The sequence below is a fragment of the Tabrizicola sp. T74 genome, from assembly GCF_057219935.1.
In genome coordinates this window covers 15,257-36,533 of the sequence record NZ_JBXVVT010000006.1, presented here as the reverse complement: position 1 = coordinate 36,533, position 21,277 = coordinate 15,257, and the positions used below count along the sequence as shown (strand labels likewise).

Genomic DNA, 21,277 nt, shown 5'->3' with positions numbered 1-21,277 from the left:
GGTTCCGGCAAAAGATGATCACAGCGCTTCAAGGTATTGAGATCGAGGGTGGAATGACCTTTCTTGCCTTGCGCGGGCGGACCGTCCGGTCCTGGCTTGCGCCTTTGTCCCTGGTTGTGGTCCAGGCCGTTGCACCCGTCGCTTTCTCACAGACTGCCGCCTTCACCCAGTCGCTTGCCGCAAGCGCCTCGTCCGATGAGGTCGTGGCCGCCTGGTACCGCGAAACCGGCTATGAAACGCTGTGGACCGGCGCGGATGACGCCGCGCGCCGGACGGCGTTCCTGACCGCGATCCGATCGGCTGCGGATCACGGCCTGCCGGTGGCGCGGTATGATGCCGATGCGCTGATGGCCAAGCTGCGCGCCGCCGAGACCGAGGGCGACCGGGGCCGGGTCGAGGTGGAGATGACGCTGGCCTACCTGGCCTGGGCGCGGGACCTGACCTCGGGTGCGCTCGACCCGAAAGAGGTGGACGCGGGGATCCTGCGCGAGATCGACAGGGTCGACCCCAAGACGCTGTTGACCCGGATCGCCAATGGCAATCCCGAGGCAGTGCTGAAGTGGCTGGAGCCGAAGTCGACGGTCTATCTGCAGCTGATGAAGGCCAAGTTCGGGCTGGAAGCACAGATCGCGGCGGGCGGCTGGGGCGAACAGGTTCCGGCGGGGGCTCTCGGTCCGGGGGACACGGGGCCTGCGGTGGTGGCGCTGCGCGACCGGCTGGTGCGGATGGGCTATCTGGCGCCCACGTCAGTGGCCAGCTACGACCGCATGCTGCAGGCGGCAGTGACCGGGTTCCAGTTGAACCACGGGCTGACTGCGGATGGCGTGGTGAACGAAACGACGCTGGCCGAGATCAACATCGGCCCCGAGGCGCGGCTGAAATCGGTGATCGTCGCGCTGGAGCGTGAGCGTTGGATGCACTACGACCGGGCCAGCAAGCATGTCTGGGTAAACCTGCCCGACTTCCGCGCCCGCATCATCGACGGCGGCAAGACCATCTTTGAAACCCGCGTCGTGATCGGCAAGAACGTCCCCGACCAGCGCAGTCCCGAATTCTCGGACCAGATGGAGCATATGGTGATCAACCCCTCCTGGGGGGTGCCGCGGTCGATCATCGTCAAGGAATACCTGCCGCTCTTGCGCCAGAATCCGAATGCCGTCGGGCATTTGCAGATCATCGACGGGCGGGGCCGGGTGGTGCCGCGCAGCGCGGTGAACTTCGGGGGAAGCTTCCCCTATGGGATGCGCCAGCCTCCGTCGGATGGGAACGCGCTGGGGAAGGTGAAGTTCATGTTCCCGAACCCCTACAACATCTATCTGCACGACACGCCGTCGAAGTCGCTGTTCGACCACGAGGTGCGCGCCTACAGCCATGGCTGCATCCGGGTGGCTGACCCGTTCGACCTGGCGCATGAGCTACTGTCCTGGCAGACCGACAATGCCGAGGCCGAGTTCGAGGCAGCGCTGGAGACCGGTGACGAGACCACGGTCAAGCTGAAGCAGGTCCTGCCGGTGCATCTGGTCTATTTCACCGCCTATCCCGACCAGCGCGGCCGCATCGGCTATCGCCGCGACATCTATGGGCGGGATGCGGCGCTGTGGGAGGCGCTGCAGGCCGCCGGGGTGGAACTGGCGGGCGTTCAGGGGTAGACCTTGCGCTGATACAGCCGGGGGACCCATGGGCCACAAGATCCGTGACATCGCAACCGCGCTTGGCGCCGAGGCGGAGGGCGACCTTGACCTGACCGTGCGGGGCGCGGCCGAGCCTGCGGCGGCGGGTCCCGACCAGTTGGCGCTGGCGATGGACCCTCGGTACGGGGACGGAATCGCCAAGGGCGGGGCGCGGGCGGCGGTGGTCTGGCCGGGGGCGGATTGGCGCGGCATGGGGCTGCAGGCCGCGATTTTCGCCCCGCGCGGGCGGCTGGCGATGGCGGGGCTGACGCGGCTGATGGACCCGGGGCCTGCCATTGCGCCGGGGGTGCATCCGCTCGCAGTCGTGGAACCCACGGCCGAGATCGGCCAGGGGGCGGCAATCGGGCCCTTCGTGGTGATCGGCGCGGGCGTTCGGATCGGTCCGGGGGCGCGGATTGCAAGCCACGTCTCCATCGCCGAAGGCGCGCGGATCGGGGCCGAGCCACTGATCCTGCAGGGCGCGCGGATTGGCGCGCGGGTCACCATAGGCAACCGCTTCATCTGCCAGCCCGGCGCGGTGATCGGGGCGGATGGGTTCAGCTTTGTCACGCCCGAGAAATCCGGGGTGGAGGAGATCCGCGAGACGCTGGGCAGCCGCGCCGAGATCAAGGACCAAAGCTGGACCCGGATACATTCGCTTGGGGCCGTAACCATCGGGGATGACGTGGAAATCGGCGCGAATGTCTGCATCGACCGGGGCACGATCCGGGACACGCAGATCGGGTCGGGGACCAAGCTGGATAACCTTGTCCACATCGGCCACAACGTGCAGATCGGGCGCGATTGCCTGCTGTGCGGACAGGTGGGGATCGCCGGTTCGGCCCGGATCGGCGACCGGGTGGTGATGGGCGGGCAGTGCGGGGTCAACGACAACATCTTTGTCGGCAATGACGTGATCTGTGGCGGGGCAACCAAGATCTTCACCAACGCGCCTGCGGGGCGGGTGCTGCTGGGATACCCGGCGGTGAAGATGGAGACGCATGTCGAGATGCAGAAGGCGCTGCGGCGGCTGCCACGGCTGGCGGCCCGGGTGGCGGCGCTGGAAAAGGGCGATGCGGGCGAGGCGTCGGACGGCGAATGAGCAAGGCAGAGATCGAGGCGGATGTGATCGCGATTCTGGCCCGGCAGCTGTTGCTGTCGCCTGCCGACATCGCGCCGGATGCCGACATCGATGCGCTGGGACTGGACAGCCTTGGCAAGGCCGAGGCGATCTTTGCGCTGGAGGAACGGTTCGACATCTCGGTCCCGTTCAACGCGAACGAGCCCGACTTGCCGGATTTCGATTTCACCTCGGTCGACAGCATCGTGCGCGGGGTTGAGGAGCTGATTGCCCGGAAAGCCGGATGAGACGCGTCGTCGTCACCGGGATCGGCACGGTGAATGCGCTGGCGCAGGATGTGCCGGGGACCTTTGCCGCGTTTCGGGAGGGTCGCTGCGGGATCGGACCGCTGCAGTTCCGCGATGCCGACCGGTTGACGATCCGGATCGGGGCCGAGGTCCGCGACTGGCAGCCCGAGGCGCGGTTCAGCGCGAAGGACCTGCCGCTTTTCGACCAGGTGACGCAATACGCTCTGGTGGCGGGGGCCGAAGCGGTGGCGATGGCGGGCCTGCGAAACGGGATCGGCGCGCGCGGCGGGGTGATCCTGGGGACGGCGGCAGGCGGCATCCAGACCTGGGAGGACAGCTATCGCGCGGTCTTTGCCGAGGGGCGGAACCGCGTCTCGCCGCTGGTCGTGCCAAGGCTGATGCACAACGCTCCGGCCTCGCATCTGTCGATCCGGTACGGGTTGTCGGGGCCTGTCCTGGCCGTTTCCTCGGCCTGCGCCAGTGCGAACCACGCGATGGGGCTGGCGTTCCAGCAGATCCGCATGGGCGTGGCCGATGTGATGCTGACCGGCGGGGCCGAGGCGATGCTGTGCTTTGGCGGGGTCAAGGCCTGGGAGGGGTTGCGCGTCCTGGCCCCCGACGCCTGCAGGCCGTTCAGCCTGGGCCGCAAGGGCATGGTGATCGGCGACGGCGCCGGGGTGCTGGTCTTCGAGGCGGAAGAGCATGCCCGCGCTCGGGGGGCGCGCGTGCTGGCCGAGGTGGCGGGGTTCGGCATGACGGCGGATGCGGGTGACATCGTCGCGCCGAATGTGGATGGCGCGACGCGGGCGATGCAGGCGGCGCTGGCCGATGCGGGGCTGGGGGCCGGGGATATCGGTTACATCAACGCGCATGGCACCGGGACGCTGGCCAATGACCGGGCCGAAAGTGCCGCGATCCTGCAGGTGTTTGACAGGCCGCCGCCCGTCTCCTCGACCAAGGCGATGCACGGCCATGCGATCGGCGCGACAGGCGCGCTGGAGGCGCTGGCCTGCGTTATGGCGCTGACGGATGGGCTGTTGCCGCCGACCCTGGGGTTTCAGGCGCCCGACCCGGAGTGCCCGCTGGATGTCGTGCCGGGCACCGCTCGGGAGGCACAAGTGGCGGCGGTCCTGTCGAACGCCTTTGCATTCGGCGGGCTCAACGCAGTCATCGCCTTCCGCAAGGCTTGACGTAAAAGGGCCGACCCGAAGGCCGGCCCTCAGACCTGATCCACTGACGGTGGGTTATTCGCTTTTCTCGCCGTCTGCCGGTGCGGCCGCGGCGGCTGCGTCGGCCTTGTCATTCGCCTCTGCCACGGCATCGAATCCGGCGGTGAAGCCCTTCAGCGAGACGTTCAGCTCGACCTTGCTGTCCTGCGCCACGAAGGGAACGATGGCGATCAGCGCATTCGCGCCCTGCTTCATCTGCGCGACTTCCTCGGCGGTAAAGCCGATCCGGGCGACGCAGCCGATCTGAGTGCAGAAGGTGAAGGGGTACGCCTTCGGCGGGTTCCCATCGATCTGCAGCATCATCCCGGCGGTCAGCAGGGTTTCCAGCGGCGCGATGAAGGTACCCCCGGCGACGGCAGGACCTTCGGTGCCCTTGGGCAGATTGAAGAGCGTCAGCTCGGCGACCGAGTTGCCCTCCTTGTCCTTCAGCAGGGTGTAGAGCTGGCACGGGTCGATCCCGGTTTCCGTCTTCACGCAGCGCTGTTCCCAGGCCTCGAAGGTCGCGGCGGTGTAATTGGCACCGACGCCGTCGGCGCCGCCCACTTCCTGGCCCATCGACAGGTCGTTGGCCGGATCGGCAGCGGGGGCGGCCTCTTCGGTCTTCGGCGCTTCCTCGGTCGCCTCCTGCGCCATCAGCGGCGCTGCAGCCAGGGCAAGCAGGAGGGCCAGCGCGGTGCTCGTGGTCTTTGCCATCTTCGACATTTCCTTTGGTCGGTCGATTGTCTGGGCGGTCTCTAGCATGCAGGCCGGGGCAAGTCAGGTGCGAAAAACACGGCCCGGCGTGGTTCTGCCCGAGCCTCGCGCGAAAATGAAAAAGGGCCGGGAGAACCGGCCCTTCTTGTATCTGTTTTTTTGCTCCCTGTCGGACTGGCCGACTTCATGGGTTGGGACGCTACGGCGGAAAACTCGGCCCGTCAACGGGTTCTTTTGGGGAACGCGATAGAAAAAAAACCGCGCCTTTTCAAGGGCGCGGCCAGTCAACAGGGAGGAAGTCACCGTCAGCCCACAGGCAAGACCCGCGGCTGACCAGTTGAGTCTGGCAGAATGAAGTTAACAATGTATGTTTGCTGCGATCAGTGCAGGGACCCCGCCGGTTGGGGTCTTTCAACCACAAGTTGCAAGAGGCGAACGTGACCGATCAGGCAGGACAGGCGGACAGCATTTTCGTGGGCGGTGGCGGTGAAGGCTACGGCCTGCCGCAGCGGCTTCTCCTCAAGTACGGCAACCGGCACGGGCTGATTGCCGGGGCGACGGGGACGGGCAAGACCGTGACCCTGCAGATCCTGGCCGAGGGCTTTTCCGCGGCGGGCGTGCCGGTGTTCATGGCGGATGTGAAGGGCGATCTTGGCGGGCTGGCGGCCCCGGGGTCCGAGACGCACAAGCTGCACGAGCCGTTCACCAAACGCTCGGCCCAGATCGGGCTGGACCTGCAGTATCGCGGCTTTCCGGTGATCTTCTGGGACCTGTTCGGCGAGAAGGGGCATCCGGTGCGGGCGACGGTCGACGAGATGGGGCCGCTTCTCTTGTCCCGGCTTCTTGAACTGTCCGAGCCGCAGGAGGGCGTGCTGAACGTTGCCTTCCGCCTGTCGGATGAGGAGGAACTGCCGCTTCTGGACCTGAAGGACCTGCAGGCGCTGCTGACCTTCGTGGCCGAGAATGCCGAGGAAATCTCGGGCCGCTATGGGCTGGTGTCAAAGGAATCGGTCGGCGCGATCCAGCGGCGGCTTCTGGTGCTGGAGAACGAGGGCGGGGGGAGCCTCTTTGGCGAGCCCGCGCTGGACCTGGCGGACCTGATGACGGTGGATGCCAGCGGGGCGGGGCGGATCAGCATCCTGGCGGCGGACAAGCTGATGAACTCGCCGCGGCTTTATGCGACCTTCCTGTTGTGGCTGCTGTCGGAACTGTTCGAGCTGCTCCCAGAGGTGGGGGATCCGGACAAGCCGAAGCTCGTCTTCTTCTTCGACGAGGCGCATCTTCTGTTCACCGATGCGCCCAAGGCGTTGATTTCCAAGGTCGAACAGGTGGCGCGGCTGATCCGGTCGAAGGGCGTGGGGGTCTATTTCATCACCCAGAACCCGGCGGACGTGCCCGATACGATCCTGGGGCAGCTGGGCAACCGGGTGCAGCACGCGCTGCGGGCCTTCACGGCGAAGGACCAGAAGGACCTGGCCAAGGCCGCCGAGACTTACCGCCCGAACCCGCGCTTCAAGATCGACGAGGCGATCCGCGACGTGGGGACCGGGGAGGCGGTGACCTCGCTTCTGGAAGCCAAGGGCGTGCCGGGGATTGCGGAGCGGACGCTGATCCGCCCGCCGTCCAGCCAGCTCGGGCCTATCGACGCGGCGGCGCGGGCGACGGTGATGGCGGGCTCGCCCGTGAACGGGAAGTACGAGAAGGTCATGGACCGCGACAGCGCCTATGAACGGCTGCGGGCCCGGGCCGAGAGGGCCGCGCGCGAGGCGGCAGAGCTGGAACAGCGCCAGGCCGACGAAAAGCGCGAGTTCGAACGCGCGCGGCGCTATGATGCGGACGGCTATGCCGACAGGCCGAAGAAGACCAGCGGGGGTAGGTCGGATTCGATCGGGACGGCTTTTGCCAAGAGTTTCGCCCGGCAATTGGGCACAAGGTCCGGCCAGGCTTTGGTGCGGGGTATCCTGGGGTCGATCTTCGGCAAGCGCTAGGCGCGGCGCAGAAGGGTTTCCAGAAGCCCGGCCAGGGCGGCATGGGCGCGGGCCGGGCGGTCTTCGACTGCCGGGCCTTCCGCCGCCCAGAAGGCGAGGTTGATCGTGGCCCCGTTCAGAAGATGCCCCAGCGCCTCGGCGTCCCGGACGGCGAGCGTTTGCGCGTCGATCAGGGCCTGGATGTCGGCGACCATCTCGCCGAAGCCTGATTCCATCAGGATATCGACCGATTTCATCCCCAGGACGGCAGGCGCGTCCTGGAACAGGATGCGGCAGCGGTCGGGGCGTAGGACGCCGTCGAGATAGACGTGAAAGCAGCGCTGGAAGGCGGTCCAAGCGTCGGCGGAAGCATCGGCGGCGGCCTGCATCTCGGCGCCGATTTCGGTGTCGATCCGGCGGAGGACGGCTTCGAAGAGGCCCGCCTTGTTGGTGAAGTGGTGGTGAAGCGCGCCACGGGTGACCCCCGCCTCGGCGGCAAGGGCATCAAGCGAGACCTCGGCAAAGCCACGCTCGGCAAAGGCGCGATGGGCGACGGCGATCAGCCGGTCGGTGGTTTCCTGCGCAGCCTCGGCGCGAGTCTTGCGGTCAGTTGACATACGGCCCGTATGTGAGTAGCTGAATTGACATACGGACCGTATGTCAAACAGGAGCCCTGGGCAAGATGTCCCGCTTTGCCGCCATCCGAAAAGAGGTTCCGGCGATCCTGGCCTTGACCGTGCCCATCGTGGCGGGGCTTGGGGCATCGACTCTGCTCGGGGTCACTGATTCCGTGATGCTGGCCCCCTTGGGCCCGTTGCCGCTGGCGGCGGTGGGGATCACCAATGCAGTGGCGGTGATCCTGTTCGCAGCGATCTACGGGCTTCTCTCGGCAATGTCGGTCCGGGTCGGCACCGCATATGGCGCAGGGCAGGGGCGGGCGATACCGGCGATCCTGCGCAACGGGCTGGTGCTGGGCGCGCTGGTCGGTGTGGCGGGGGCGGTCGCGATGCTGGCGTGCTGGTGGGTCCTGCCCTGGCTGGGCCAGCCGAAAGAAGTGCTGGCTATCATGTTTCCCTACTGGGTTGCCATCTCATTGATGCTGGTTCCGTTTTCCGTGCTGACAGTGTTCAAGGCTACGTTCGAGGCGGTGGACCGGCCCTGGCTCGGCGCCGGTTTTGCCTTCCTGGCCGTGGGGATCAACGTGCCGTTGAACTATGCGCTGATCTGGGGCGTTGGGCCGCTGCCGATGCTGGGGCTGACCGGGGCGGGCATCGCCTCGCTGGCGGCGGAGAGCCTGGCGCTGGCGGCGGCCTGGGTGTTCTGGACCCGGGCGCGGTCGATGCGGCGGTTGCGGCTGCGGCGCGGGATCAGTGGGGCCGAGATCGTGTCCGTCGCGCGCGAGGGGGCACCTCTTGGCCTGATGTACGTGGCCGAAACCGGCGCGATGGCGGTGGCGACGCTGATGATCGGGACCTTTGGTGCGGTGGCGCTGGCCGGGAACCAGGTCGCGATGAGCGTGGGGGGCCTGCTGTATATGGTACCGCTGGGGCTGGCCGGCGCGGTGGCGATCCGGGTGGCGCAGGAGCGGGGCGCGGGCAATCTGGAGGCGTTGCGTCCGGTGACCTGGGCGGCGCTGGGGCTGGGGACGCTGTGGCTGGTGGGGGCGGCGGTGGCGCTGGGGCTTTACGGCGGCACGGTCGCGGGTTGGATCACCGATGAGCCCGAGGTCATCGCGGTGGCGACGGCGATCTTCCTGGTCTTTGCCTTCGCCCAAGTGATGGACGGGGTGCAATCGACGATGACTGGCGCCTTGCGCGGGCTGTCCGACACTGGCTTTCCGGCGGTGGTCTCGCTGGCGGCTTACTGGGTGCTGGGCCTGCCCTTGGGGTGGGTTCTGGCGCATCAAGTCGGGATGGGGCCAGCAGGCATCTGGGCAGGCTTCGTCATCGCGCTGGGGCTGGCGGGTGTGGTGCTCGTCTGGCGCTTCCTTCGGCAGACGGGACCGGCTAGGGTCGCCGCAACGGATGGAGGAGACCTATGAAACGATCCCGCATTAACGAGATCATGCGCGCGGCGGACGACATGATCCGCCACTACGGCTTTGTGCTGCCGCCCTTTGCCAACTGGTCGCCGGCCGAGTTCAAGGCGCGCACCGACGCAAGCGCCATTGTCGACGCCCGCTGCGGCTGGGACATCACCGATTACGGTCAGGGCAAGTTCGACGAGATGGGGCTGTTCCTGTTCACGTTGCGCAACGGGCGGCTGGCCGACCTGCAACGCGGCGGGGGCATGTGCTATGCCGAGAAGCTGTTGATCTCGCGGCAGGACCAGCTGTCGCCGATGCACACCCATGTCATCAAGGCCGAGGACATCATCAACCGGGGCGGGGCCACGCTGGTGATCGAGCTCTATGGCTCGGACGACAAGGGCAACTTCGCCTGGGACAAGGGCGGGGTGGTCTGGTGCGACGGGATCAGGCGGCCCTACGGCCCTGGCGAAAAGCTGAAGTTCGCGCCCGGCGAAAGCGTGACCCTGATGCCGGGCGACTGGCATGCCTTCTGGGGCGAGGGGGGCGATGTGCTGATCGGCGAGGTCTCGACCGTGAACGACGACCTGACTGACAACATCTTCCGCGAACCCATCGGCCGCTTTGCCGAGATCGACGAGGACGAGGCGCCCTGGCACCTGCTGGTCAGCGATTATGACCGCTGGCTGAAGTAGGCCTTGGGCAGAATGACAAAGGGGGCGCCTCCGGGCGCCCCTTTTGCAATTTCATGAGCCTTCGCTCAGTTTTCCGGCGGGCAGACGCCGTTCACCAGAGGGACCTTGCAGGCCGGGGCTGCCGGGTCCGCCGCAGGCGCGGGGGTCGTGGTGGTGGTCGTGGTCGAGGTCGTGGCCGCCGGGGTGGCGACGGCGATGGACGGGGGCGGCAACACCTTCAGCGCGGGCACGGCACCAGCGGGAACCACGACCTCTGCCTTGGGCTTGGCGGCGGCGACCTTCGGAACGACGGGAGGCGGAATATACAGGCCCTTCGGCATCTCGCCCGAAGCCGTCAGCACGATCACCTTCTCGCCGCCCTTGATCCGGCTGTAGAGGTCGATGACGTCCTGGTTGATCATCCGGATGCAGCCGGACGAGGCGTTGCGCCCGATTGACTGCCATTCCGGCGTGCCGTGGATGCGGTAGCCATAGTCGCGGCCGCCCGAGGTCAGGTAGATCGCGCGGGCGCCAAGCGGGTTGGTCGGGCCGCCGGGCTGGCCGACTTCGTCGAACTTGGCAAGCTCGGGCTTGCGGGCGATCATTTCCTTCGGCGGGATCCACCGCGGCCAGGGCTTCTTCTCGGACACGATGGCCTCGCCCGACCATTCGAAGCCGGCCTTGCCGACCGCGATGCCGTAGCGGATCGCCTTGTTCTTGCCGACGACGTAGTACAGCAGCTTGGTCTTCGGGTTGATGATGATGGTGCCGACGGGCTGGTCGGTCTCATAGGCCACGACCTGACGGCGGTGGCTTTCCGGGATTTTCTCCAGCGGCAGGGCCGGGATCTCGATCCCTGCGTCCATCGTGGCGACATACACGTTCTCGCCCGACTTCGGCAGCGGTTGGGACGACGCGGTCGGGCCGGCGGCCGGATCGACGCAGGCAGCCAAGAGTCCAAGAGCAAGGATCGCGGGCGCGAGGGTCACACGGCGCAAAAAGTGGCGGGAAGTGTCAAGCATGAACCGGTCCAATTCCAAAAGCGCTGCTAACATCATGTCGCAGGCGCGATTTTTCGCACGCTAGACGAGGCTTTTCCACAGGTCAAACCGGGGGGATGTCCAGTAGCGATCACGGGGACGTGAGAATCACCGAATCTTCCGCATAGTTGCACTCGCGCCGCAGGTTTCGCCTGTCAAAGCGTGGTGCGCAGCGACCAAAGCTCGGGGAAGAGCTCGACATCCAGCATCCGACGCAGGTAGGCCACGCCCGAGGTGCCGCCGGTGCCGCGCTTGATCCCGATGACACGCGCCACGGTTGTCAGGTGGTTGAAGCGCCAGCGGCGGAAGTAGTCTTCGAAGTCTACCAGCTTTTCGGCCAGCTCATAGGCCTGCCAATGGGTGGTAGGGTCGCGGTAGACGGCGGCCCAGACCTTTTCCACCCCGGGGTGCGGGGTCCAGGGCTGGCGCAGGTCGCGGGCCAGGATTTCCGGCGGGACGGGGTGACCGGCGCGGGCGAGGAAACGCAGCGCCTCGTCATAAAGTGGCGGGCGCGCCAGTTCCGCCTCAAGCCGCGCGGTCAGGTCGGGGCGGTGGGCGTGGGGCTTCAGCATGGCAAGGTTGCGGTTGCCGACGGCATATTCGATCAGCCGGTACTGCCAGGACTGGAAGCCGGAGGACTGGCCCAGGCTTTCGCGGAAGGTCGTGTAGTCCGACGGCGTCATGGTGCGCAGCACGTCCCAGGCCGAGTTCAGCTGTTCAAAGATTCGCGCCACGCGGGCCAGCATCTTGAACGCCTCTTGCACGCGGTCGGCGGCGATCATGCCGCGCGCCGCGTCCAACTCGTGCAGCGCCAGGCGCATCCAGAGCTCGGAGGTCTGGTGCTGGATGATGAACAGCATCTCGTCATGCGCATCCGACAAGGGCTTTTGTGCACCCAGGATGCGGTCGATCTGCAGGTAGTCGCCATAGGACATGCGGCCGTCAAAGGCCATTTGCGCGCCATCCTCGGCGGGGTTGAAGGGGCAGGTGGTCATTGCAGTCTCCGGTTTGAAAGGGGGTTTCAGGGTCGGAGAGCAGGCTTTCGGTTGAGGATCGACAGGTTGCCCATCCGCCGCCACTGGGCGATCCAGCCGGCAGGGCGGCAGACGGGGGGCAGGGTCAGCTGCCGCATGGCAGGCCCAGGGCGCGGCAGGTTTCGGGGTCCATGCGGCGGTCGGGGGCGTCTGCGCTGGCGACCCCCATGCCGCCGACATAGCCAAGGACGGCCCAGGACATCCCCGCAGCCTCGGCGGCAGTGCGCTTGTCGGCGATGAAGGCCAGATACCACTCGCGCGGATAGGACCGACCGTCAATGGTATGCAGCGCGCCGAATTCGCCCATGAAGATCCGGTCGCGCGGGATGCCGTGCTCGTCCGCCCAGGCGGCGGCGCGGTCGATCTCGGCGGTGACGATGCTGTCGGGGTAGGCGCGGTAGTCGGCGATGGCCTTGTCGATCAGCTCCCCATCCGCCTGACCCTCGACTGCGGCCATCCGATCCTTTGCGGCAGCGGCAAGCTCGGCTGCAAGGTCTTCGGTCACGGCAGAGGGCGGATAGGGCAGGTCCCAGACGTATTTCTCGGGCGCCGAGGTCCAGGTCGCGCCCTGGTGGCTGAAGAGGAAGGGCTCATAACTGTGGAAGGTCCACAGCACGTTGTCGTCGGCGATCAGCGCGGGGTCGAGGCTGGCCAGCGCGTTGGCCTGGCTCCAGCAGGCGCCGGTCAGGACAAAGGTCAACTCGGGTGCTGCGGCACGGGCGGCGGCGTGCAGTTCGGCCTGCATCCCCGGCCAGCGCGGCGGGGCGCCGGCATAGACCGCCTCGCAGTCGAAGGTGGGCTCATTGAGGAACTCCAGCACGACCTGATCCTGCGGGAGGGTGGACAGGTCGGTGGCCAGGCGGGCGACCAGCGTGACGTAATCGGGCCAGAGGTCGCCCAGGATGTCCTCCATTCCGCCGGTTTCATCGCCGCGGGGCAGGGGGTGGAGGTCGACAACCACCTTCAGCCCGGCATCCAGCGCCATCTGGGTCGCGGTGCGGATGCCCGCGATCAGCTGGTCCTGGCTCTCGCCGGGGCCGAACGCCAGCATCGGGCCGGGATCGATGGGCATCCGGACGAAGTCAAAGCCCTGTTCGGCCAGCACCTCCAGCATGCGCGGCGTCACTTCGCGCTGCCAGTCGGGGTAGGGGTCCAGCGTGGACGGGTCGGCCAGCATCTCGCCAATCGTCAGCCAGTCGATCCAGAGCCCGAGGTTCAGCCCGCGCTTCAGGCTGACCGGTTCGGCCAGCGCCGTGCCGGGCAGGATCAGGGCAAGGGCGAGGGCTGCGGCGCGGAGCATAGGAGTCCTTGTCTTGCGCGCCGGTCAGGTGACGCGGGCGCGCGCTTTGAATTCCGGCTTGTCCCAGGTGCCATAGTCCATGATCCGGGCCAGCACGGATACTGCCCGGGCAACGTCGTCCTCGTCGATATACAAGGGCGTGAAGCCAAAGCGCAGGATGTCCGGCGCGCGGAAATCGCCGATCACGCCCTCGGCGATCAGCGCCTGCATGATGGCATAGCCTTCGGGGTGGCGGAAGCTGACCTGGCTGCCGCGCATCAGGTGCGATCGCGGAGTGGCCAGCTGCAGCATCGGCGCGCGGGCCTCAACGCCCTTGATGAACTGGTCCTGCAGGCGGAGCGACTGGGCATGCACCTCGCGCAGGTCGATGCCGTCCCAGACGTCGAGCGCGGCCTCCAGCGCAGCCAGCTGCAGGACGGGCGGGGTGCCGACGCGCATCCGCTCGATCCCGGCGCCTGGGCGGTAGGACAGGTCAAAGGCGAAGGGCGCCTCGTGCCCGAGCCAGCCCGACAGGGCAGGGCGGGCGGTGTCGGCGTGGCGGGGGGCCACGTAGATGAAGGCCGGGCCGCCGGGGCCGGAGTTCAGGTACTTGTAGGTGCAGCCCACGGCAAAGTCGGCGCGGGCCTCGGTCAAGTCCACCGGGATCGCGCCTGCCGAATGCGCCAGGTCCCAGATCGTCAGCGCCCCCATCTCATGCGCGCGTTTCGTGATGTCGGTCATGTGGTGGCGGCGGCCGGTGCGGTAGTCCACCTCGGTGATCATCGTCACGGCGACGGTATCGTCGATGTGCGCCATGACTTCCTCGGGTGCCACGGTCTTCAGCCGGTACTGGCTCCCCAGCGTGCGGCAGAGCCCTTCGGCCATGTAGAGGTCGGACGGGAAGTTGCCGGTGTCGGACAGGATCACCCGGCGTTTCGGGTTCATCTCCAGCGCCGAGGCGAGCGCCTGGTAGACCTTGATCGACAGGGTATCGCCCATCACCACGGTGCCGGGGGGCGCGCCGATCAGCTTGCCGATCCGGTCGCCGATCACCGCGGGCTGTGCCATCCAGCCGGCCTTGTTCCAGCCGCGGATCAGCATTTCCGCCCATTCCTCGGTCATCACCCGCGCCATGCGGTCCGGCGCGGTCTTGACCATCGGGCCAAGCGAGTTGCCGTCCAGGTAGACGACCCCTTCCGGCAGGTGGAAACGGGCCTTGGTCGCGGCGAAGTCGATGGGCATGGCGGGGCTTTCTGGCGTCATTCGGTGTTCAGCGATCATTGTAGTGGTTCCGAAACAGTTTCAAGCTTGAAATTTCTCTGGCTTGTCGGCGGCTGGCCACTGCGCAAGACTGGCGGGATGAGACATGACCGCATTGTCGAGACGCCAGATGGCAGTCGGGCCGATCCCTTTGCGCCAGGGATGGTTCGCCTGCGCCAGGCAGTCAGGGCCGAGTTCCGCGCCGTGGTGGGCGAGGCCTCGGTGATCCTGCGGGTGGAGCAGGGGCGCAAGGTGGTGCGGGGTGCTCTGACGGGTGAGGTCGGCCCGGGCGGTCTGGCGCTGTTTCCGGCTGGCCTGGCCCTGGATGTCGAAAACCATCCGGCCGCCGATGGTCCCTACCGCGCGACGGCCATTCTGATCCCGCCGCAGGTTGCGGCCCCTCGCGGGATGTCGCGGGCTTTCCGCTGTGAGGATGCCCGTGCCGGGGCCGCCTTTGACCGTGCGTTGGACCTGTTGCGCCGCCCGGCGGTGCCGCAGGCGATCCGCGACCATGCGGTGCTGGAGGTCCTGCTCTGGCTCGACGCCGCCGGGGTCCGCCTGCCACCCCCCGCGCCGCCTGGCTTTGCCGACCGGGTGCGGACGCTGCTGGCGGCAGACCTTGCACGCGACTGGACGGTGGATGCGGTGGCCCAGGCGCTGGCGGTCAGCGAGGCGACCCTGCGTCGCCGCCTGACGGGGGAGGGCGGGTTTGCCGCCCTGCTGGCCGACCTGCGGATGAACCGGGCACTGGGGCTGTTGCAGGGGACCGACTTGCCAGTGGCCGTAGTGGCGGCCGAGGTCGGCTATGCCTCGCCCTCGCGCTTTGCCCTGCGGTTCCGGGCGCGGTTCGGGCTGGCCCCGGCGGCGATCCGGCAGGGCTGATCGGTCCGGCACCGCGATTGATCGGCGCGGCACGGCGGGGCCGGGGCCCGGCGCCTATGCTGGGGCTTCCCATATGTAGGAGTATCCCGATGCGCTTCCGCCTTGCCTTTGCCCTGTGCCTCGCCGCCAGCCCCGCCCTGGCCGAGATGACCCTGACCTCGCCCGATTTCACCGAGGGCGCGACGCTGCCAGAGGCGCAGGTCTTCAACGCCATGGGCTGCACCGGCGGCAACACCTCGCCCGCGCTGGAGTGGTCGGGCGCGCCGGAGGGCACGAAAAGCTATCTGGTCACCGCCTATGACCCGGACGCGCCGACGGGGTCGGGTTGGTGGCATTGGACGGTGGCCAACATCCCGGGCGATGTGACGGGCCTGCCCGCAGGGGCCAGTCCCGCGGCCCTGCCTGAGGGTGCGGTCGAAGGCCGGACGGATTTCGGCGCGCCGGGCTTTGGTGGCGCTTGCCCGCCGGAAGGGGCCGCCCCGCACCGCTATGTCTTCACCGTCTACGCGATGCCCGAAGCCACGCTGCCTTTGGACGCCAATGCCTCGGGCGCGATGTTCGGCTTCTATGCCAACGCCATGGCGCTGGATGATGCGACCCTGACGGCCACCTTCGGCCGCTAGGCTTGCAGCCGGTTGACGTAGCGTCTAGAGGGGCCTGAAAGGAGGCCCCTCGATTGCGTTCCTTGATCCGCGAGATCGATATCCCACCCAGCTGGCTGGCGCTGCACATCGGCGCGGCCTGGGTGCTGTCGCGGGTCTCGCCTGCGGTCTTCGGCGTCTGGGGCGCGGGCCTGGGGAAGGTCCTTGTCCTGCTTGGCGGTCTGCTGATGGCGGCGGCAATCCTGCAGATGACCTTGCGGCGGACGACGGTGATCCCGCGCCGCGACCCTTCGGCGCTGGTGACTGGCGGGGTTTTCGCCTGGTCGCGGAACCCGATCTACCTCGGCGATGCTCTGATCTTGACGGGCGCGATCCTGTGGTTGGATGCCCTCCTGGCGCTGCCCCTGGTCGCGAGCTTTGTCTGGCTGATCCAGACCCGCTTCATCCGCGACGAGGAGGCGCGCCTGACGCTGGCCTTCGGACCGGAGTTTGACCTTTGGGCTGCACGGACGCGGCGCTGGTTCGGTCGGCGTGGGTAATTTGTGCTGCGGGCGCAAACAGGGTTTGAAATATTGTTGCGCGGTGATAAGTGCACTGGGTCAGTTTATGACTGCAAAGTTAACTGCGGGGGATGCGGGTGAAGATCGGAGCCTTGACTGAAGTTTTCCCGGGCGAGAACCGGGTTGCGATGACACCGGATTCGGCGGTCCAGCTGGCGAAGCTCGGGCATTCGTCCTGCATCCAGGCCGGGGCCGGCGCGAAGGCGGGCTTCTCGGACGCGGCCTATGCGGCGGCGGGGGTCGAGGTGCTGCCCGATGCGGCCTCGGTCATCAAGGCGGCGGATGTTATCGTCAAGGTACGGGGGCCGGACGCCAAGGAACTGGCGACCCTGTCGGACGGGCAGACGCTGATCTCGTTCTTCTGGCCCGCGCAGAATGCCGAGCTTCTGGAAGCAGCGGCGAAGAAGAACCTGACCATTGTCGCGATGGACATGGTGCCGCGGATTTCCCGCGCGCAGAAGATGGATGCGCTGTCGTCGATGGCGAACATCGCGGGCTACCGCGCGGTGATCGAGGCCGGGAACAACTTTGGCCGTTTCTTCACCGGCCAGGTGACGGCGGCGGGCAAGGTGCCGCCCGCCAAGGTGCTGATCGTCGGCGCGGGCGTCGCAGGGCTTGCAGCCATCGGGACCTCGACCAGCCTTGGCGCGATCACGCTGGCCTTTGACGTGCGGCCCGAAGTGGCCGAGCAGATTGAATCGATGGGGGCGGAGTTCGTCTACCTCGACTTCGCCGAACAGGCGCAAGACGGCGCGGCGACGGGGGGCTATGCGGCGCCCTCGTCCCCCGAATTCCGCGAGGCGCAGCTAAAGAAGTTCCGCGAGCTTGCGCCGGACATGGATATCGTCATCACCACCGCCCTGATCCCCGGCCGGCCCGCGCCGAAGCTGTGGACCGAGGACATGGTCAAGATGATGAAGCCGGGCTCGGTCATCGTCGACCTGGCCGCCGAGCGGGGCGGCAACTGCGATCTGACGGTGCCGGACCAGAAGATCGTCACCGACAACGGCGTGACCATCGTCGGCTACACCGACTTCCCCAGCCGGATGGCGGCACAGGCTTCAACCCTTTATTCCACCAACATCCGTCACATGCTGACGGACCTGACGCCCAAGAAGGACGGCATCATCCTGCACAACATGGAGGATGACGTGATCCGGGGCGCGACCGCGGCGCATATGGGGGCGGTGACCTATCCGCCGCCACCGCCGAAGATCGCGGCCATCGCGGCGGCGAAGCCCAAGGAGAAGGCCAAGGAGCTGACGCCCGAGGAACGCCGGGCGCAGGAAGTGGCGGCCTTCAAGGCGCAGACCCGGAACCAGGTCGGGCTGCTGGCCATCGGCGGGGGCCTGATGCTTCTGGCGGGGCTGTACGCTCCGGCCAGTTTCATGAGCCACTTCATCGTCTTCGTGCTGGCGGTCTTCGTGGGCTTCCAGGTGATCTGGAACGTCAGCCACAGCTTGCACACACCGCTGATGGCGGTCACGAACGCGATTTCGTCGATCATCATCCTTGGCGCGCTGATGCAGATCGGGTCGGGGAGTTTCCTCGTCATCATCCTGGCAGCGCTTTCGGTCTTCATGGCCGGGATCAACATCTTCGGTGGCTTCATGGTCACCCGGCGCATGCTCGCCATGTTCCAGAAGTCGTAAGGGGGCAGACATGGCATATGGATTCACCACGGCTGCCTACGTCGTTGCGGCGGTTCTCTTCATCCTCTCGCTGGGGGGTCTTTCTGGCCAGGAAAGCGCCAAGCGCGCGGTCTGGTACGGGATCGTCGGCATGGCGCTGGCCGTCGCGGCCACGCTCTACGGCCCGGGCTTCGGCCTTTGGTGGCTGTCGGTCCTTCTGATCGCAAGCGGCGGGGCCATCGGCTGGATCGTCGCCCAACGCGTCCAGATGACCGAGATGCCGCAGCTTGTGGCCGCGATGCACAGCCTCGTCGGCCTTGCGGCGGTCTTCATCGGCTTCAACACCCATATCGAACTGGTCCGCATCGCCGGGATGGATGAGGCGGCGCGGGCGGCCCTGACCGGCTTTGCCGCGACAGTGGCGCACAAGACCGGGGTCGAGATCTCGATCCTGCGGGTCGAGACGTTCCTCGGCATCTTCATCGGCGCGGTGACCTTCACCGGCTCGGTCATCGCCTATGGCAAGCTGGCGGGCAAGGTCGACGGCAAGGCGAAGAAGCTGCCGGGGGGCCATGCGCTGAACGCGGGCGCGGCGATCCTGTCGGTCGTGCTTCTGCTGGTCTATCTGCAGTCGGGCTCAACGCTCGCGCTGATCGGGATGACCTTGGCCGCGCTCTTCATCGGCTATCACCTGATCATGGGGATCGGCGGGGCGGACATGCCGGTCGTGGTTTCGATGCTGAACAGCTATTCCGGCTGGGCGGCGGCGGCGATTGGTTTCTCCTTGTCGAACGACCTTCTGATCGTCGTCGGTGCTCTGGTGGGCTCGTCGGGGGCGATCCTGTCCTACATCATGTGCAAGGCGATGAACCGGTCGTTCATTTCGGTCATCCTCGGCGGCTTCGGCGGCACGACGGGGCCTGCGATGGAAGTCACCGGCGAGCAGATCGCCATCGACGCCGAAGGTGTGGCAGCGGCGCTGAACGATGCCGACAGCGTCATCATCATCCCGGGCTACGGCATGGCGGTGGCCCAGGCGCAGCAGTCGGTCTCTGAGCTGACCCGCAAGCTGCGGGCGAAGGGCAAGAACGTCCGCTTCGCGATCCATCCCGTGGCGGGGCGTCTGCCCGGCCACATGAACGTGCTTCTGGCCGAGGCGAAGGTGCCCTATGACATCGTGCTGGAGATGGACGAGATCAACGAGGACTTCCCCGAAACCGACGTCGCCATCGTCATCGGCTCGAACGACATCGTGAACCCGGCCGCGCAGGAAGACCCGAACAGCCCCATCGCGGGCATGCCGGTGCTGGAATGCTGGAAGGCGAAGCAGGTCTTCGTGTCGAAGCGCGGGCAAGGGACGGGTTATTCGGGGATCGAGAACCCGCTGTTCTACAAAGAAAACACGCGGATGTTCTACGGCGACGCGAAGAAGTCGCTGGATAGCCTCTTGCCGATGATCGAGTGACAAAGACGTAGGGTGGGCAACTTGCCCACCCTACCTTTTCATTCCTTCCGTGACGCGCGCTTGCGTTCGTTCGGGTCCAGCTCGCGCTTCCGCAACCGGATGATTTTCGGCGTGACCTCGACCAGCTCGTCGTCGTCGATATAGGCAATCGCCTCTTCCAGGCTCATCTTGATATGCGGCGTCAGGCGGACGGCTTCGTCGGTGCCCGAGGCGCGGACGTTGGTCAGCTTCTTGCCTTTCAGCGGGTTGACCTCAAGGTCGTTGTCGCGGGAGTGTTCGCCGATAATCATCCCCACATAGACCTGTTCCTGCGGGCCGATGAACATCCGGCCGCGCTCTTCCAGGTTCCACAGCGCATAGGCCACGGAAACCCCGGCCTCGGTCGAGATCAGGACGCCCTGGCGCCGGCCCTGGATCGGGCCCTTGTGCGGGGCGTGGCCGTGGAAGATGCGGTTCAGGACCCCCGTGCCGCGGGTGTCGGTCAGGAACTGGCCCTGATAGCCGATGAGGCCACGGCTGGGCACATGGGCAATGATCCGGGTCTTGCCGACGCCCGCGGGCTTCATCTCCACGAGGTCGCCCTTGCGTTCGCCGGTCAGCTTGTCGATGACCGCCCCCGAGTACTCGTCGTCCACGTCGACGATGACCTCTTCGATGGGTTCATGCCGCACGCCGTCGATGTCCTGCATGATGACGCGGGGACGGCTGATCGACAGTTCGAACCCCTCGCGCCGCATGTTCTCGATCAACACGCCCATCTGCAGTTCGCCGCGGCCCGAGACCTCGAAGGCCTCGCCGCCCGGCGTGTCGGCGACCTTGATCGCCACGTTGACTTCGGCTTCCTTCATCAGCCGGTCGCGGATGACGCGGGACTGCACCTTGTTCCCATCGCGGCCTGCCAGGGGCGAGTCGTTGATGCCGAAGGTCACGGTGATGGTCGGCGGGTCGATCGGCTGAGCGGGAAGGGCGGTGTCGACCTCCAGCGCGCAGAGTGTATCGGCGACGGTGGCCTTGGTCATGCCGGCAAGGGTCACGATGTCGCCCGCGACGGCCTCGTCGATCTGGGTCTGCGACAGGCCGCGGAAGGCGAGGATCTTGGTCACCCGGAACTGCTCCAGCCGGTCGCCGGTGCGCGACAGGGCCTTCAGCGTGGTGCCGGTCCCGATGCGGCCGGACTCGACGCGGCCCGTGAGGATGCGGCCAAGATACGGGTCGGCCGACAGCGTGGTCGCCAGCATCGAGAATGGCTCATTGACGCGGGCCAGGACCTTGGGCGCGGGCACATGGCGCACGATCAGATCGAAGAGGGCCGACAGATCCTTCCTCGGTCCGTCAAGCTCGGCATCCGCCCAGCCGGCCCGGCCCGAGGCGTAGACATGCGGGAAGTCCAGCTGGTCGTCATCGGCCCCAAGGTTGGCGAACAGGTCGAACACCTCGTTCAGCGCACGGTCAGGTTCGGCGTCGGGCTTGTCGACCTTGTTCAGGACGACGATGGGCCGCAGGCCAAGTGCCAGCGCCTTGGTCAGCACAAACTTCGTCTGCGGCATCGGGCCTTCGGCGGCGTCGACCAAGAGGCACACGCCGTCCACCATCGACAGGATCCGCTCCACCTCGCCGCCGAAATCGGCGTGGCCGGGGGTGTCGACGATGTTGATCCGCGTCCCGTTCCATTCGACCGAGGTGCATTTCGCCAGGATCGTGATCCCGCGTTCGCGTTCGATGTCGTTGGAATCCATGGCGCGTTCGGAAACCGCCTGGTTGTCGCGGAACGCCCCCGACTGCTTCAGAAGCTCGTCCACCAGCGTGGTCTTGCCGTGGTCGACGTGGGCGATGATCGCGATGTTGCGCAGTTCCATGGGGTCCGTTCCTGTAGGGTTGCGGCGCCCTTACAGGGTTT

General features: G+C 66.9%; 19 protein-coding genes. 12 read left to right on the top strand and 7 right to left on the bottom strand.

Features of this window, described 5'->3' with window-relative positions; genetic code table 11:
• Nucleotides 1–53 precede the first annotated feature (53 nt).
• Genes AC2EAL_RS17270 through AC2EAL_RS17255 form a run of 4 tightly spaced genes read left to right on the top strand, consistent with a single transcriptional unit; the run spans nt 54 to nt 4,228 of the window.
• Nucleotides 54–1,649 carry a L,D-transpeptidase family protein gene (locus AC2EAL_RS17270; protein ID WP_484725478.1) on the top strand — a complete coding sequence of 532 codons (1,596 nt, stop codon included), beginning with the start codon at nt 54–56 and terminating at the stop codon, nt 1,647–1,649.
• A gap of 28 nt (nt 1,650–1,677) precedes the next feature.
• Nucleotides 1,678–2,772 (top strand): UDP-3-O-(3-hydroxymyristoyl)glucosamine N-acyltransferase, encoded by a 1,095-nt coding sequence (locus AC2EAL_RS17265; RefSeq protein ID WP_484725477.1) that lies wholly within the window; start codon nt 1,678–1,680, stop codon nt 2,770–2,772.
• A complete protein-coding gene (locus AC2EAL_RS17260) occupies nt 2,769–3,038 on the top strand; it encodes an acyl carrier protein (RefSeq protein ID WP_484725476.1) in 270 nt (89 codons plus the stop codon). The genes AC2EAL_RS17265 and AC2EAL_RS17260 overlap by 4 nt, the downstream gene beginning before the upstream one ends.
• On the top strand, nt 3,035–4,228 hold the full coding sequence (locus AC2EAL_RS17255) for a beta-ketoacyl-[acyl-carrier-protein] synthase family protein (protein WP_484725475.1): 1,194 nt from the start codon (nt 3,035–3,037) through the stop codon (nt 4,226–4,228). The genes AC2EAL_RS17260 and AC2EAL_RS17255 overlap by 4 nt, the downstream gene beginning before the upstream one ends.
• 54 nt (nt 4,229–4,282) lie before the next feature.
• On the opposite strand, the gene AC2EAL_RS17250 is transcribed toward AC2EAL_RS17255, so the two are convergent.
• A complete protein-coding gene (locus tag AC2EAL_RS17250; RefSeq protein ID WP_484725474.1) occupies nt 4,283–4,960 on the bottom strand; it encodes an invasion associated locus B family protein in 678 nt (225 codons plus the stop codon).
• Nucleotides 4,961–5,397: 437 nt separating this feature from the next.
• Between AC2EAL_RS17250 and AC2EAL_RS17245 the strand changes: the two genes are divergently transcribed.
• The gene (locus tag AC2EAL_RS17245; RefSeq protein WP_484725473.1) at nt 5,398–6,948 is read left to right on the top strand and encodes a helicase HerA-like domain-containing protein; all 1,551 of its coding nucleotides are present in this window, start codon (nt 5,398–5,400) and stop codon (nt 6,946–6,948) included.
• Here AC2EAL_RS17245 and AC2EAL_RS17240 read toward each other — a convergent pair.
• Nucleotides 6,945–7,544, bottom strand: coding sequence for a TetR/AcrR family transcriptional regulator (locus AC2EAL_RS17240; RefSeq protein WP_484725472.1), 600 nt, complete (start codon nt 7,542–7,544; stop codon nt 6,945–6,947). The genes AC2EAL_RS17245 and AC2EAL_RS17240 overlap by 4 nt on opposite strands.
• Nucleotides 7,545–7,609: 65 nt before the next feature.
• Between AC2EAL_RS17240 and AC2EAL_RS17235 the strand changes: the two genes are divergently transcribed.
• Both AC2EAL_RS17235 and AC2EAL_RS17230 read left to right on the top strand, forming a co-directional pair.
• Nucleotides 7,610–8,968: an MATE family efflux transporter gene (locus AC2EAL_RS17235; protein ID WP_484725471.1), complete on the top strand. Its 1,359-nt coding sequence runs from the start codon at nt 7,610–7,612 to the stop codon at nt 8,966–8,968.
• Nucleotides 8,965–9,648 (top strand): D-lyxose/D-mannose family sugar isomerase, encoded by a 684-nt coding sequence (locus AC2EAL_RS17230; RefSeq protein ID WP_484725470.1) that lies wholly within the window; start codon nt 8,965–8,967, stop codon nt 9,646–9,648. The genes AC2EAL_RS17235 and AC2EAL_RS17230 overlap by 4 nt, the downstream gene beginning before the upstream one ends.
• Nucleotides 9,649–9,713: 65 nt before the next feature.
• On the opposite strand, the gene AC2EAL_RS17225 is transcribed toward AC2EAL_RS17230, so the two are convergent.
• From AC2EAL_RS17225 to kynU, 4 genes are all read right to left on the bottom strand, one after another.
• Nucleotides 9,714–10,616 carry a L,D-transpeptidase gene (locus tag AC2EAL_RS17225; protein ID WP_484725469.1) on the bottom strand — a complete coding sequence of 301 codons (903 nt, stop codon included), beginning with the start codon at nt 10,614–10,616 and terminating at the stop codon, nt 9,714–9,716.
• Between the two features lie 206 nt (nt 10,617–10,822).
• A complete protein-coding gene (gene kynA, locus AC2EAL_RS17220) occupies nt 10,823–11,662 on the bottom strand; it encodes a tryptophan 2,3-dioxygenase (protein ID WP_484725468.1) in 840 nt (279 codons plus the stop codon).
• 124 nt (nt 11,663–11,786) lie between these two features.
• On the bottom strand, nt 11,787–13,001 hold the full coding sequence (locus AC2EAL_RS17215) for a glycoside hydrolase family 5 protein (protein WP_484725467.1): 1,215 nt from the start codon (nt 12,999–13,001) through the stop codon (nt 11,787–11,789).
• A 24-nt stretch (nt 13,002–13,025) separates the two neighbouring features.
• Nucleotides 13,026–14,243 (bottom strand): kynureninase, encoded by a 1,218-nt coding sequence (gene kynU / locus AC2EAL_RS17210; protein WP_484725466.1) that lies wholly within the window; start codon nt 14,241–14,243, stop codon nt 13,026–13,028.
• Nucleotides 14,244–14,339: 96 nt separating this feature from the next.
• Here kynU and AC2EAL_RS17205 point away from each other — a divergent pair, with 96 nt between their 5' ends.
• From AC2EAL_RS17205 to AC2EAL_RS17185, 5 genes are all read left to right on the top strand, one after another.
• The gene (locus tag AC2EAL_RS17205; protein WP_484725465.1) at nt 14,340–15,122 is read left to right on the top strand and encodes a helix-turn-helix transcriptional regulator; all 783 of its coding nucleotides are present in this window, start codon (nt 14,340–14,342) and stop codon (nt 15,120–15,122) included.
• An 89-nt stretch (nt 15,123–15,211) separates the two neighbouring features.
• On the top strand, nt 15,212–15,745 hold the full coding sequence (locus AC2EAL_RS17200; protein WP_484725464.1) for a YbhB/YbcL family Raf kinase inhibitor-like protein: 534 nt from the start codon (nt 15,212–15,214) through the stop codon (nt 15,743–15,745).
• A 53-nt stretch (nt 15,746–15,798) separates the two neighbouring features.
• Nucleotides 15,799–16,263, top strand: a complete 465-nt coding sequence (locus AC2EAL_RS17195; RefSeq protein WP_484725463.1) for a methyltransferase family protein — start codon at nt 15,799–15,801, stop codon at nt 16,261–16,263.
• Nucleotides 16,264–16,361: 98 nt separating this feature from the next.
• The gene (locus AC2EAL_RS17190) at nt 16,362–17,936 is read left to right on the top strand and encodes a Re/Si-specific NAD(P)(+) transhydrogenase subunit alpha (RefSeq protein ID WP_484725462.1); all 1,575 of its coding nucleotides are present in this window, start codon (nt 16,362–16,364) and stop codon (nt 17,934–17,936) included.
• 10 nt (nt 17,937–17,946) lie between these two features.
• On the top strand, nt 17,947–19,380 hold the full coding sequence (locus tag AC2EAL_RS17185; protein WP_484725461.1) for an NAD(P)(+) transhydrogenase (Re/Si-specific) subunit beta: 1,434 nt from the start codon (nt 17,947–17,949) through the stop codon (nt 19,378–19,380).
• Nucleotides 19,381–19,418: 38 nt separating this feature from the next.
• Here the strand turns inward: AC2EAL_RS17185 and typA are convergent, their stop codons facing one another.
• Nucleotides 19,419–21,236, bottom strand: a complete 1,818-nt coding sequence (typA, locus tag AC2EAL_RS17180; RefSeq protein ID WP_484725460.1) for a translational GTPase TypA — start codon at nt 21,234–21,236, stop codon at nt 19,419–19,421.
• Between the last annotated feature and the right edge of the window lie 41 nt (nt 21,237–21,277).